The organism is Lentzea aerocolonigenes, assembly GCF_000974445.1.
Lineage (GTDB): Bacteria > Actinomycetota > Actinomycetes > Mycobacteriales > Pseudonocardiaceae > Lentzea > Lentzea aerocolonigenes.
On sequence record NZ_BBOJ01000027.1, the window covers coordinates 81,186 to 94,587 of the forward strand.

Annotated in this window: 12 protein-coding genes; 1 reads left to right on the plus strand and 11 read right to left on the minus strand. The window is 69.2% G+C overall.

Features of this window, described 5'->3' with window-relative positions; all coding sequences use genetic code 11:
• Nucleotides 1-31 precede the first annotated feature (31 nt).
• Nucleotides 32-1,639: a serine/threonine-protein kinase gene (locus AOM45_RS41135; protein ID WP_030470280.1), complete on the minus strand. Its 1,608-nt coding sequence runs from the start codon at nt 1,637-1,639 to the stop codon at nt 32-34.
• Entirely contained in the window at nt 1,636-2,397 is a 762-nt protein-coding gene (locus AOM45_RS41140; protein ID WP_030470279.1) for a hypothetical protein, read from the minus strand. Before AOM45_RS41140 ends, AOM45_RS41135 begins: the two co-directional genes overlap by 4 nt.
• Nucleotides 2,398-2,476: 79 nt before the next feature.
• Between AOM45_RS41140 and AOM45_RS53265 the strand changes: the two genes are divergently transcribed.
• The gene (locus tag AOM45_RS53265) at nt 2,477-3,322 is read left to right on the plus strand and encodes a hypothetical protein (RefSeq protein WP_236704022.1); all 846 of its coding nucleotides are present in this window, start codon (nt 2,477-2,479) and stop codon (nt 3,320-3,322) included.
• 247 nt (nt 3,323-3,569) lie between these two features.
• Here AOM45_RS53265 and AOM45_RS41150 read toward each other — a convergent pair whose 3' ends face one another.
• From AOM45_RS41150 to uvrC, 9 genes are all read right to left on the minus strand, one after another.
• A complete protein-coding gene (locus AOM45_RS41150; RefSeq protein ID WP_030470277.1) occupies nt 3,570-3,914 on the minus strand; it encodes an RNA polymerase-binding protein RbpA in 345 nt (114 codons plus the stop codon).
• Nucleotides 3,915-3,980: 66 nt separating this feature from the next.
• Nucleotides 3,981-4,226 (minus strand): preprotein translocase subunit SecG, encoded by a 246-nt coding sequence (secG, locus tag AOM45_RS41155; protein WP_030470276.1) that lies wholly within the window; start codon nt 4,224-4,226, stop codon nt 3,981-3,983.
• 95 nt (nt 4,227-4,321) lie between these two features.
• Nucleotides 4,322-5,110, minus strand: a complete 789-nt coding sequence (tpiA, locus tag AOM45_RS41160) for a triose-phosphate isomerase (protein WP_030470275.1) — start codon at nt 5,108-5,110, stop codon at nt 4,322-4,324.
• Entirely contained in the window at nt 5,110-6,318 is a 1,209-nt protein-coding gene (locus tag AOM45_RS41165) for a phosphoglycerate kinase (RefSeq protein ID WP_030470274.1), read from the minus strand. Before AOM45_RS41165 ends, tpiA begins: the two co-directional genes overlap by 1 nt.
• Nucleotides 6,319-6,338: 20 nt before the next feature.
• Nucleotides 6,339-7,343, minus strand: coding sequence for a type I glyceraldehyde-3-phosphate dehydrogenase (gene gap, locus AOM45_RS41170; protein ID WP_030470273.1), 1,005 nt, complete (start codon nt 7,341-7,343; stop codon nt 6,339-6,341).
• Nucleotides 7,344-7,550: 207 nt separating this feature from the next.
• Nucleotides 7,551-8,537, minus strand: coding sequence for a DNA-binding protein WhiA (whiA, locus tag AOM45_RS41175; protein WP_030470272.1), 987 nt, complete (start codon nt 8,535-8,537; stop codon nt 7,551-7,553).
• The gene (locus AOM45_RS41180) at nt 8,528-9,496 is read right to left on the minus strand and encodes a gluconeogenesis factor YvcK family protein (RefSeq protein WP_035911930.1); all 969 of its coding nucleotides are present in this window, start codon (nt 9,494-9,496) and stop codon (nt 8,528-8,530) included. The genes whiA and AOM45_RS41180 overlap by 10 nt, the downstream gene beginning before the upstream one ends.
• A 5-nt stretch (nt 9,497-9,501) precedes the next feature.
• Nucleotides 9,502-10,359, minus strand: coding sequence for an RNase adapter RapZ (gene rapZ / locus AOM45_RS41185; protein ID WP_051784155.1), 858 nt, complete (start codon nt 10,357-10,359; stop codon nt 9,502-9,504).
• A gap of 1,118 nt (nt 10,360-11,477) precedes the next feature.
• The gene (gene uvrC, locus AOM45_RS41190; RefSeq protein WP_081902418.1) at nt 11,478-13,379 is read right to left on the minus strand and encodes an excinuclease ABC subunit UvrC; all 1,902 of its coding nucleotides are present in this window, start codon (nt 13,377-13,379) and stop codon (nt 11,478-11,480) included.
• Between the last annotated feature and the right edge of the window lie 23 nt (nt 13,380-13,402).

Below are 13,402 nucleotides of genomic sequence, written 5' to 3' on the forward strand. Positions count from 1 at the left end.
AAGTAGCTCGCGGACCTGTTCGAACTCGCGGTCAGGGGCTCTTCGAGGCCAGTGACGCGCTGAGGGCCGCCGCCGCGCCGAGCACACCGCACGTCAGCGCGATCGACATCGTCGGCTCGCTCGGCAGCAGCACGGACACGAGCAGCCACACGGCCACGCCGAGCCCGAGGCCGAGCGGCACGGACGCGATCACCGCGGCCATCCCGGTCTGGCGCCGCCGCAACGCCCGCAGGTTGGACTCCAGGTACGCCAACGTGAAGAGCAGCAACAGCGCCGAACCCGTGCCCATGAGGCTCAGCCACGGCGTCCGGTTGGACTCCAGCAGGAACGGCGGCTGGTCGTCGACCTTCGCCGTCACGACCCCGCCGATGATCCACCGCGCCGCACCCGGCAGCACGAACCCGTCCGGCCCGCGCTGCGGCACGTCCGCGAGCGGAATCCCCGCCAGCGTCACGACCAGGTGAGTGCCCTCGGCCTTCACGGGGTCCGCCAGGTCCTGCGTGACCTTGACCTCCGGCGGGGTCCCGGTCGCCACGAACGGCACGATCGCCAGTGCCACCAACGAGATCGCCGCCACCAGCCACAGCAACCACGGCGACGACGGCGGTTTGATCACCTCGGCGGCCGGCACCAGCGTGCTGCTGCCGCTGAGCCGCGCGGCGGGCACCGGGTCCACGAGCGTCGCGCGGATCGGCTGCTGCGTGAGCGAGACCGTGGTGCGGTCGACCGGCCGCAGCGACGGACGCGTGGACGACGCCGACACCTGGGGTGCGAGGTGCACGGGCATTCCCAGGCGCATCAGCCAGTCGGACCCGAACAGGTGACCCGCCGCCCCCGCCAGGTCGATCGCGAACGTCTCGGCGTTGCGGTAGCGCGCGTTCGGGTCCCGCGCGATGCTGCGCATCACCACGCCCGCAAGGGGTTCCGGCACGTTCGGCAACGGCCGCGGGTCCTGGTAGACCCGCTTCTGGATCATCGCCAGCGGCCCGCCACCGCGTTCGAACGGCAGGTCGCCGCACAACAGCTCGTACAGCATCGTGCCGGTCGCGTAGACGTCCGCCGCGGGCGACAACGGGTTGCCCATCGCCTGTTCGGGCGCGATGTACGCGGGCGTGCCGAGCACCGCACCGGCGTGCGTCACGAGCGTCGCACCCTCCGACACGACCTGGGAGATGCCGAAGTCCGCCACCTTCACCACGCCGTTCGAGGTGAAGAGCAGGTTCTTGGGCTTCACGTCGAGGTGCAGCACGCCCGCCTCGTGCGCCGCGTGCAGACCCGACAACGCCGCCAGCACGATCCCGCACGACTGCTGCGCGGTCAGGCCGTCGCCGGAGAACCGCGACCAGACCGTGCCGCCGTCGAGGCGTTCCATCACCAGAAGGTGCTCGCCCTGCTGCCGGACGTAGTCGTACACGGGCACGATGTGCGGGTGGTCGAGCCGCGCCAGCAACCGCGCCTCGTGCTCGAAGCGCTCGCTCATCCGCGGGTCCTCGGCCACCGCGTGCGGCAACCGTTTGATCGCAACAGGCCTGCCGAGCTGACGGTGCACGCCGCCGTAGACGACGCCCATCCCGCCTTCGCCGATCTGCTCGCCGACGGCGTACCCCGGCAGAGCGGCGACCACACTGGACACAGTCACCGTTGAATCCTCACGGTATCCATTTCGGACGGTTGCTGACCACCCGGATGCGGTGTCACATAGCCAAGAACGAACGCGGCGGCCGCGGCACCGAGGATGAACGGGATCTCGGCCGCAGGCGACGGCGCCACCAGCCGCAGCACCGACAACGAGATCACCGCGATCAGCCCGGTCCCGAACCCGGCCGGCAGGAACCGCATCGCCCGCTGCCACCGGTTCGCGGGCAGCCGGCGGCGAGCCAGCGCGATGAGTGCCCCCGCCCACGACAACGCGGTCAGCACGAGCACGCCCAGACCGAACGCCCCGTACACGGACCACAACGACCCGCGCACGTCCCCGGTCGTCTCGACCTCGGCGATCGTTTGCCGTTGCACGTCTATGACCTCAACCGTGACCGGAAGGAGACCAATGGCCTGCGAACCGAGGTCGGTCGGCTCGAGCGGGAACGACCGCGTTTCGGAAGACTTCGGCGCGACATCGAACGGAACCGTTGTGTCGTAGGCGAAGAAGGTCAACGCCAGCGCCGTTCCGCTGATCCGCACGGTCTTCACGCGCTGCACGGTGTCCGTGTTGTTGCGGACCGTGACCGACACCTTGGTGGTGGCCGAGGGGTCGAGCACCAGGTTTCCTACTCCAACCGGTCTACCGTCCACATCGGCCTCGAGCAGAACCGACCCGTCCTGTGCGGAGGCCGTTGACGGCAGCAGCATAATTCCGCACCACAGCAGTAAACCTGCACCGGCCAAGCGACGTCTCACTAGCGCACCTTAGGTTCTGATCCGGGGAGAGGGAATGCGGTCTTTAGGCTTACTCGTGGCTTGCACAGCCGGTGTTACGGTGCTGGTCGCCACACCGGCGGCCGCGCAGACGACCACGCCTGCGCCCCCTCCCGTGCTGACGGCGGCGCCGCAGCCTGCCACAGCGGGCGGCAACATCACCATCTCCTGGAGCGGTTTCGTGACGTGTCGTCTGGTCACGATCAGCTTCGCCCTCGACGGCACCCAAATCGCCACCGCAACGTCGTCCGCGAGCGGCTCGGTGGGCGCCACCGTTCCAGCAGCCACCACAGCGGGTAGCCACAAGCTCACCGCGACGTCGTCGAACACGAAGTGCGGCACCGCGGGCACCGCCCTGCGGGTGGTGGTCCCGCCCCCACCCACCACGACGACCACCAAGCCGCCCGTGACGGTCCCCCCGGTGACCAACCCGCCGGTGACGCGCCCGCCGGTCACCACGACGACGACCACCACGACGACCCCGACCACCACCACGACGACCACGGACACGACCTCGTCGACGACCTCGTCCTCGAGCCAGCCGTCCGACCCCGGCACCGGCGTCCTGATCCTGGACAAGGAGAACATCCAGCCGGGCGAGGACCTGACCGCGACCGGCACGGGCTGTCCCAAGGGCGCCCCGGTGACGCTGAAGTCGCTGGGCCAGGACGTGGGCCAGACCGTCGCCGACGAAAACGGCCAGTTCAAGTCACCGGTGAAGTTCGCGAGCATCGAACCGGGCCGTCACAAGGTCCGCGCCGAATGCGGCATCGTCCTGGTGGGCAACGTGGACGTGACGCTGTCGAGCTCGTCGGGCGGCACCACCAGCACGCTCGTGGTCCTGCTGTTCTTCCTGCTCGTGGGTGCCGCGATGCTCCGCCGCCAGTTCTCCGGCCTGCGCGGCTAGCCGCACGCGGGGCCCTCTCGTACTCCAGGAGAGTACGAAAGCTCCCCGCGTACTCCTCGCCTGACGACACGCGGGGACCTCTCGTGCGCTCCAAGCGAACGAAAGCTCCCCGCGTGCACCGCCGCTGACGGGAACGCGGGGCCCGCGCGTTCCCCAGCGGGAAACGAAAGGCTCCCGCGTTACCTCCCAGCACACGCGAAAGGCCCCCGGGATCCGGGGGCCTTTCGCGTAGTTCTGCGAGCCTGGCTTACGGCTCTTCGCGCTGACGGCGCAGCTTGGCGAGAGCCTCTTCGAGGATCGCCTCCCCATCAGCGTCAGACCGCCGCTCCTTCACGTACGCAAGGTGCGTCTTGTACGGCTCGTTGCGCGGAGGCGCGGGTGGCGTCTGCTCGTCCCGCCCTGCCGGCAGGCCGCAACGCGGGCAGTCCCAGTTCTCCGGCACCTCAGCGTCGACCGCAAAGGAAGGCCGGGACTCGTGACCGTTCGCGCACCAGTACGACACCCGACGACGAGGCGCGGACTCGCCGCGCTCCGACTCTCCCATCGGGCCTGCGCCGACGCGGGTACCGCGAATCGCGTTACCACCGGACATCGACCGTTACACCCCCACCAAGTGGTTACCCCAAGCCCCTGAGGGCTTCTGCCGCTGAACGGTTGATCAGCTGCCCGCGCCGGGCAGCTTGATCAGCAGTCCGATGCCCACGATCGCGATGATCCAGACCGCGCCGACGAACAGCGTCAGGCGGTCGAGGTTCTTCTCGACAACGGAGGAACCGGACAGACTCGACTGCATACCGCCGCCGAACAGCGAGGACAGGCCGCCGCCCCGGCCGCGGTGCAGCAGCACGAGCAGCACCAGCAGCACGCTGGAGACGATCAACAGGATCTGCAGGAACAGGATCATTTCTTCCTCGCTGTCAGGCAGCCGACGCCACAGAGTACCTGTTCGACTGCCGAACGTGTGCAACCAGTTGGGGTTAGTGGTTTATCCAGATCAACTTAGGGTAGAGGGCCGCCGGCGGCCAGAGCGCACAACTTGGTGAATTCGTCCGCCTGAAGGCTCGCGCCGCCGACAAGGGCGCCGTCGATGTCCTTCTGCTGAATGAGCTCACCGATGTTCGACGACTTCACGGAACCGCCGTAAAGCACGCGAACGACGGCCGCGGTCTCCTCGCCGTACTTCTCCGCCACGAACGAGCGGACCAGCGAGCACACCTCCTGCGCGTCGGCCGAGGACGCCGTGCGGCCCGTGCCGATCGCCCAGACCGGCTCGTAGGCGAACACGATCTTGGCGACCTGCTCGGCCGTGAAGCCCTTGAGCCCGTCCTCCAGCTGCTGGCGCACCAGCTCCAGGTGGCCCTGGGCCTCACGGGTCTCGAGCTTCTCGCCGAAGCAGAAGATCGGGGTGACCTCGACCTTCAGCGCCGCCTTGATCTTGGCGTTGACCAGCGCGTCCGTCTCGCCGTGGTACTCGCGGCGTTCGGAGTGGCCCACGACCACGTAGTGGCAGCCCAGCTTCGCGAGCATCGGGCCCGACACCTCACCGGTGTAGGCGCCGGAGTCGTGCTGCGAGATGTCCTGCGCGCCGTACTTGATCAGCAGCTTGTCGCCGTCGACCAGCGTCTGGATGCTGCGGATGTCGACGAACGGCGGGAGAACGGCCACCTCGACCTTGGCGAAGTACTTCTCCGGCAGGGAGAAGGCGATCTTCTGCACGAGGCCGATCGCTTCGAGGTGGTTGAGGTTCATCTTCCAGTTGCCCGCGATGAGCGGGAGCCGGGCGGCCATCAGCGATCACCTTCATTCTTGGCGAGAACGCTGATGCCGGGGAGTTCCTTGCCCTCGAGGAACTCCAGGGACGCACCACCGCCGGTGGAGATGTGCGAGAAGCCGTCCTCGGGCAGACCCAGGGCACGCACGGCGGCCGCGGAGTCGCCACCGCCGACGACGGTGAACGCCTCGGACTTGACCAGGGCCTCCGCGACGGCACGGGTGCCGCCGGCGTAGGTCTCGATCTCGAAGACGCCCATCGGGCCGTTCCAGAACACGGTGCGGGCGTCGGCGAGCTTCGACGCGAACAGCTCGCGCGACTGCGGGCCGATGTCCAGGCCCATCTTGTCGGCGGGGATCGCGTCGGTCGCGACGACCTCGTGCTCCGTGTTGCCGAACTCGGCCGTGACCAGCACGTCGACCGGCAGCACGAGCTCGACGCCGCGCTTCTCGGCCTCCGCGAGGAAGCCCTTGACCTGGTCGAGCTGGTCTTCCTGCAGCAGCGACGTGCCGACCTCGTGGCCCTGGGCCTTGAGGAACGTGTACGCCATGCCGCCGCCGATCAGCAGCCGGTCGACCTTGGTCAGCAGGTTCGCGATGACGCCGAGCTTGTCGGACACCTTCGCGCCGCCGAGCACCACGACGTACGGGCGCTCCAGGTCGTCGGTGAGCTTGCGCAGCACGCCCAGCTCGGTCTCGACGAGGCCACCCACGTACGCGGGCAGCTTCTTCGCGACGTCGTAGACGGAGGCCTGCTTGCGGTGCACGACACCGAAACCGTCGGACACGAACGCGTCCGCGAACGCCGCGAGCTCGTCGGCCAGTGCCGCGCGCTCCGCGTCGTCCTTCGAGGTCTCGCGGGCGTCGAAGCGGACGTTCTCCAGCATCACGACGCCGCCGTCGGTCAGCGCGGCCACCACGGACTTCGCCGACTCGCCGACGAGGTCACCGGCCAGCGCCACCTCGGCGCCGAGCAGCTCACCGAGACGAGCGGCGGCCGGAGCGAGGGAGAATTTGGGGTCCGGCTCGCCCTTGGGGCGGCCGAGGTGAGCGGTGACGATCACGCGGGCACCCGCGTCGGCGAGCGCCTTGATCGTCGGCACCGACGCGCGCACGCGGCCGTCGTCGGTGATCTTGTCTCCGTCGAGGGGGACGTTCAGGTCGGCGCGCACCAGGACGCGCCGACCTGCGACACCCTCGGCGAGCAGGTCGCTGAGAGTCTTCACTGACTGTCCGTTCCCGCTGCTCAGATCTTGGACGCGACGAGCTTGACCAGGTCCGCGAGGCGGTTGGAGTAGCCCCACTCGTTGTCGTACCAGCCGACGACCTTGACCTGGTTGCCGATGACCTTGGTCAGCGGCGCGTCGTAGATGCACGAGTGCGGGTCGGTGACGATGTCGGCCGACACGATCGGGTCCGTCGAGTACTTGAGGATGCCGGCCAGCGGGCCCTCGGCGGCGGCCTTGTACGCGGCGTTGACCTCGTCCACGGTGACCTCGCGCTTGAGCGTGACGGTCAGGTCGGTGGCCGAGCCGGTGGGGATCGGCACGCGCAGCGCGTAGCCGTCGAGCTTGCCCTGCAGCTCCGGCAGCACCAGGCCGATGGCCTTCGCGGCGCCCGTGGAGGTCGGGACGATGTTCAGCGCGGCGGCGCGGGCACGGCGGAGGTCGCTGTGCGGCGCGTCCTGCAGGTTCTGGTCCTGCGTGTACGCGTGGATCGTGGTCATGAGACCCTGCTCGATGCCGAAGCTGTCGTGCAGCACCTTGGCCAGCGGCGCGAGGCAGTTCGTGGTGCAGGACGCGTTCGAGATGATCGTCTGCGAACCGTCGAACTTCTCCTCGTTCGCGCCGATGACGACGGTGAGGTCCTCGTTCTTGGCCGGCGCGGAGATGATGACCTTCTTGGCGCCGCCCTCGTCCACGTGCGCGCGGGCCTTGGTGGCGTCGGTGAAGAAGCCGGTCGACTCGACCACGACGTCGACGCCGAGGTCCTTCCAGGGCAGAGCGCCCGGGTTGCGCTCGGCGAGGGCCTTGATGACCTTGCCGTCGACGGAGATGCCCTCGTCGGTGACCTGCACGTCGGCGTCCAGACGACCGAGAATGCTGTCGTACTTCAGCAGGTGGGCCATCGTGGCGACGTCACCGAGGTCGTTGAACGCGACGATCTCGATGTCGTGGCCGGCGGCCCTCACGGCGCGGAAGAAGTTGCGCCCGATCCGGCCGAAACCGTTGACACCTACACGAACCGTCACGACTGACTCCTTGCGTTCAGCTTGGTAGGAACAAGCCCACCCTATCTGCCGAACTGCGCCGCTGGTCACACGGATAGTGCGTATCTCTTGATCGAACCAGAAAAAGGTGCCCTGACTAGGCCGTTCGGCGGTGCGGGGTGCGGAGCGTTCGGGCGCACGCGCTCAGCTGCGCCGCAGCCCCCGCAACACCTCTAGACCTCTAGACCTCTAGACCTCTGCTTCGAGCATCTCCGCGGTGACCGCGGACTCCGTGTCCGGCAGCCCGAGGTCCTTCGCCCGTTTGTCGGCCATCGCCAGCAGCCGCCTGATGCGGCCCGCGACGGCGTCCTTGGTCATCTGCGGGTCCGACAGCTGCCCCAGCTCCTCCAGCGACGCCTGCCGGTGCGCCAGCCGCAGCTGCCCGGCCGCGGCGAGGTGGTCCGGTGCCTCCGGCCCGAGGATCTCCAACGCGCGGGCGACCCTCGCGGCGGCCGCGACGGCCGCCCGCGCGGACCGGCGCAGGTTCGCGTCGTCGAAGTTCGCGAGCCTGTTGGCGGTGGCCCGCACCTCGCGCCGCATCCGGCGCTCCTCCCAGGCCATCACGCTGTCGTGCGCGCCGAGCTTGGTGAGCATGGCGCCGATCGCGTCGCCGTCCCTTATGACCACGCGCTCGGCCCCGCGCACCTCGCGGGACTTCGACGCGATGCCCATCCGGCGTGCCGCGCCGACCAGTGCCAGCGCCGCCTCCGGACCGGGGCAGGTGATCTCCAGCGACGAGCTGCGACCGGGCTCGGTCAGCGAGCCGTGCGCCAGGAAAGCACCGCGCCACGCGGCTTCCGCGTCGCACACGCCACCCGACACGACCGGCGCGGGCAGGCCGCGCACCGGACGTCCGCGCGGGTCGAGCAGACCGGTCTGGCGGGCGAGCCCCTCGCCGTCCTTGACCACGCGGACCACGTAGCGGGTGCCCTTGCGCAGGCCGTTCGACTGGATCGTGAACACCTCGGCGTGGTGGCCGTAGAGGGCCTGGATCTCCTTGAGCAGCCTGCGGGCCGCCGACCCGAGGTCGAGCTCGGCCTCGACGACGACCCGGCCGGACACGATGTGCAGGCCGCCGGCGAACCTGAGCAGGGAAGACACCTCCGCGCGGCGGCAACAGGTCTTGGATACCGCGAGCCTGCTCAGCTCGTCCTTGACCGCCGACGTCATCGCCACGGGCCAGTCCCTCCCACTCCGGTCTGTCCGACCACTTGCCTCAGGCAACCGGCAAGCGCCTCCGGATCATGCCGTTCAGCGGCGTCCGGTGCGGCGATCTTCGCCAGATGCGTTCGCGCCCCCAGCGCCGAGGCGGCTCGCGTCAGCCGGTCCGGGGTGGGGACCGAGTCGACGTCGGCGATCACCGCGTCCACCTTCAGCTCGGGTGCGTGTTCGCAGACTACGTCCAAATGGCGCTCCGGAGAGAAACCGGCGGTTTCGCCCGGTTGGGGGACAAGATTGAGCACGAGCACCTTCTTGGCACGCGTGCGCACGAGCGCGTCGTGCAGCTCGGGCACCAGCAGATGCGGCAACACGCTGGTGAACCACGATCCGGGCCCGAGTAGCACGAGATCGGCGTCGAGTACAGCTTGTACCGCTTCCGGACAGCCGACAGGTCGCCCGTTCGGGGCAGTCAACCGGATGCGCTGCACCAGACCCGGCGTGGTCGCGATGGCGACCTGCCCCCGGATCCGCCGCACGACCTTCTCGTCCTCGTCCAGCCCCACGACGTCGGCCTCGATGTCGAGCGGCTCGTTGGACATGGGCAGCACCCGCCCCCGCACCCCGAGCAGCCTGCACGCCGTCTCGAGGACCTTGACGGGGTCGCCGAGCTGCTCGAGCAGCCCGGCGATCACGAGATTGCCGACCGCGTGGCCCGCGAGCGCACCCGTGCCACCGAACCGGTGCTTGAACAGCGAGGTCCAGAGCCGGCTCGACTCGTCGTCCCCCGCCAGCGCCGCCATGGCCTTGCGCAGGTCACCGGGCGGCAGCAGGTCGGACAGCTCCCTGCGGAGACGTCCAGACGACCCGCCGTCGTCCGCGACGGTCACCACGGCCGTCACGTCGCCGGTGACCTTCTTGAGGGCGCTCAGCGTCGCGTGCAGCCCGTGCCCACCACCAAGAGCAACAGCTTTCAACGTCGTCACTCGCGTCCCAGATCCCTGTGCACGACCTTGACCGCCATGCCGTCCTCGCTGGCGAGCCGAGCCGCCAGCTCCTCGCTCAGTGCCACACTGCGGTGCTTGCCCCCGGTGCACCCGATCGCGAGCGTCAGGTACCGCTTGCCCTCCCTGCGATAACCGGCGCCGATGAGCCTGAGGAGCTCGTGGTACCGGTCGAGGAACTCGTCGGCCCCCTCCTGGCTCAGCACGTAGTTGCGCACCTCGCCGTCGAGCCCCGTCTGCTCCCGCAACTCGGGAATCCAGAACGGGTTGGGCAGGAACCGCACGTCCATGACGAGGTCGGCGTCCATCGGCAGCCCGTACTTGTACCCGAAGCTCAGCACGGTGACCCGCGTCCGCGTGGCGGCCTCGGTGCCGAAGGTGTCCTCGATCTTGGCCCTGAGCTGATGCACTGACAGTGCTGACGTGTCGAGCACCAGGTCGGCTTCCTGCTTGAGCGGCGTGAGCAGAATCCGCTCGGCCTCGATGCCGTCCTGCAACCGCCCGTCCCCCTGCATGGGGTGACCGCGCCGCACGGCCTCGAACCGCCGGATGAGCACCGCGTCCGTGGCCTCGAGGAAGAGCACGCGAGGCTTGTACCCGCGAGCGTCGAGGTCTTTGATGATGGCGGCCAGGTCCTCGGTGAACGCACGGCTGCGCACGTCCATGACGACAGCGACCCTGGTGATCGCCCCACGCGCCTGAGCGCCGAGCTCGACCATGGTGGCGATGAGTTCCGGGGGCAGGTTGTCCACGACGAACCAGCCGAGGTCCTCCAGGCACTTGGCCGCGGTGCTGCGGCCCGCACCGGACAGCCCGGTCACCACGGCGACTTCGATGCCGGACTTCTCCGCGTTCACGACTACGACTCCGTTACCTGTTGATTGGGTTGACGCTGTTTGTTTGGGCAAGCTCGGTTGGTGGGCCCGGTGTTGGGCCTGGTCCCGGGGGTGGGGCCTGGCGGTGTTGGGCCGAGCTTGGTGTTGCGGTCTGGCTTGGTGTTGCGGTCTGGCTTGGTGTTGCGGTCTGGCTTCGTGCTGCGGTCTGGCTTCGTGCTGCGGTCTGGCTTCGTGCTGCGGTCTCGCTTCGTGCTGCGGTCTCGCTTCGTGCTGCGGTCTGGCCCGGTGTTGCTGCCAGGTTCGGGGTGTTGCGGCCGAGCCCGGCGTTGGTGCCGACCCCGGTGTTGCGGCCCGGCCCGTGTTGCCGTCGGGCCCGATGTTGCGATCGAACTCGGTGTGGGGCCAAGCCCGGCTCCACCGCCGAACCCGACGTTCGTGCCAACACCGGTGTTGCCGCCAACCCCGGTATCGCCGCCGAGCCTGGTGTTGCCGCCGGACCCGATATTGCTGCCGGACCCGGTATCGCTGCCGAGCCCAGGTGTTGCGGCCGGGCTCGGTATCGCTGCCGAACTCGGGTGTTGCGGCCGGACCCGGTGTTGGCGGCCACGCCACAACCCGGCGCGCCCGGTGTGAGTCTCCACTGGAACGGCTCCCGCGCGCGGCAGGTTCGACAGTTGAGACGCTACGTGCCTGGGCGATCCTCGCCACTCGGACGAGTGAACCTGGTCCTGATCCACGCGTGGTGCCGTCTGTTAGACGTCCGGAAATCATGGTCATCTTCGCCGCGACAAAAGGAAGGAGCGGGCCGGCGGAGCAATCATCGGGGCGTGCTCCTGGGCACGGTCAGGGGCGCCGCAGCCTCACTGCGGTGGCTGAACAACTCGGGACTGCTGTGACTGGACAATTCGGGTCCGAGGACGGGTTCGCGCCCGGCGGCGGCGGAAAGCACCGCTGCGGCGATCGGCGACCCAGCCGCGGTCACGCCTTGCCCCGGCACGGCGTCAGGGGCGGCACGCGCGCGGCGCACGAGCCACACAGCGCGGCCGGCTTCACGCCTTGCCCCAGGCCGGCATCAGGGCCGGCGCGCACGGTGCAAGAGCCGGACGGCGCGGCCGGGGTCACGCCTTGTCTCCGGAGGACGCCAGGGTTGCCACCACCGCCTCGGCCGTGCGGCGGCCCACGCCTGGCACGACGCTGATCTCGTCCACTGTGGCCTGTCGGAGTTTGCGGACCGAGCCGAAGTGCTTGAGCAGGGCGGCTTTGCGGGTTTCGCCGAGGCCTGGGACGTCGTCGAGTTCGGAGGCGATCATGCGCTTCGAGCGTTTTTGGCGGTGGTAGGCGATGGCGAAGCGGTGGGCCTCGTCGCGCACTCGTTGGAGGAGGTACAGGGCGTCGCTGGTGCGCGGGAGGATCACCGGGTCTTGCTCGCCTGGGACCCAGACCTCTTCCAGGCGCTTGGCGAGGCCCACCACTGCCACGTCGGTGATGCCCAGTTCGGCCAGGACGTCGGCTGCCGCTGCGGCTTGGGGGGCGGCGCCGTCCACCACCAGGAGGTTGGGCGGGTAGGCGAACTTGCGGGGTTTGCCGGTGTCCGGGTCGATGCCCGGGTTGGGGCCGCCGGACGCGGTTTCGCGGAGCATGGCCTGGAAGCGGCGGCGGACCACTTCGGCGATGGAGGCCACGTCGCCTTCCGTGGCGGCTTCGCGGAGGGCGAAGCGGCGGTACTCGGACTTGCGGGCCAGGCCGTCTTCGAAGACGACCAGGGAGGCCACCACGTCGGTGCCCTGGACGTGGCTGATGTCGATGCACTCGATGCGCAGCGGAGCCGTGTCCAGCATCAGGGCGTCCTGCAGTTCGCCCAACGCTGCCGAGCGGGCTGTCAGGTCGCCGGCGCGGCGGAGTTTGTGCTGGGCGAACGCTTCCGCGGCGTTGCGGGCCACGGTTTCCATCAGCGCCCGCTTGTCGCCGCGCTGTGGAACGCGCAGCGCCACGCGGGAGCCGCGTTGTTCGGAGAGCAGATCCTCCAAAGCGGACGCGTCGTCCGGCAGCACGGGGACCAGGACCTCGCGCGGGGTGCTCTCGGTGTTGTCGCCGTAGAACTGCATGATGAACTGGTCGACCAGCGCCGCGTCGTCGACCGCCTCGACCTTGTCCAGCACCCAGCCCCGCTGGCCGCGCACCCGGCCGCCGCGAACGTGGAAGACCTGGACCGAGACCTCGAGCTCGTCCTGCGCGAACGCCATCACGTCCGCGTCCGTGCCGTCGCCCAGCACGACGGCCTGCTTCTCCATCGCACGGCGCAACGCGCCCAGGTCGTCTCGCAGGCGGGCCGCTCGCTCGAACTCGAGGGCGTCCGACGCGGCCGACATCTCGCGTTCCAGGCGGCGGATCATGTGGTCCGTCTTGCCCGCCAGGAAGTCGCAGAAGTCCTCGACGATCTCGCGGTGTTCGGAGGCGGAAACCTTGCCCACGCAAGGAGCCGAGCACTTGTCGATGTAGCCGAGCAGGCACGGGCGCCCGATCTGCCCGTGGCGCTTGAAAACGCCGGCGGAACAGGTGCGCGCCGGGAACACGCGCAGCAGCAGGTCGAGCGTCTCGCGGATCGCCCACGCGTGCGCGAACGGCCCGAAGTAGCGCACGCCCTTCTTGCGCGGGCCGCGGTACACGTGCAGCCGCGGGTAGTCCTCGTGCAGCGTCACGGCCAGCACCGGGTACGACTTGTCGTCGCGGTACCGGACGTTGAAGCGCGGGTCGAACTCCTTGATCCAGTTGTACTCGAGCTGCAGCGCCTCGACCTCGGTGGTGACGACCGTCCACTCGACGGAGGCCGCCGTCGTCACCATCTGGCGGGTGCGCGGGTGCAGCCCGGCGAGATCCGCGAAGTACGAGTTCAGCCTGCTGCGCAAGCTCTTCGCCTTGCCGACGTACACGACCCGGCCACCGGCGTCGCGGAACTTGTAGACGCCGGGAGCCTCAGGAATCGTGCCCACCGCGGGGCGGTACGTCGAGGGATCTGCCACGCCGTCAAGACTATCGACGTGGT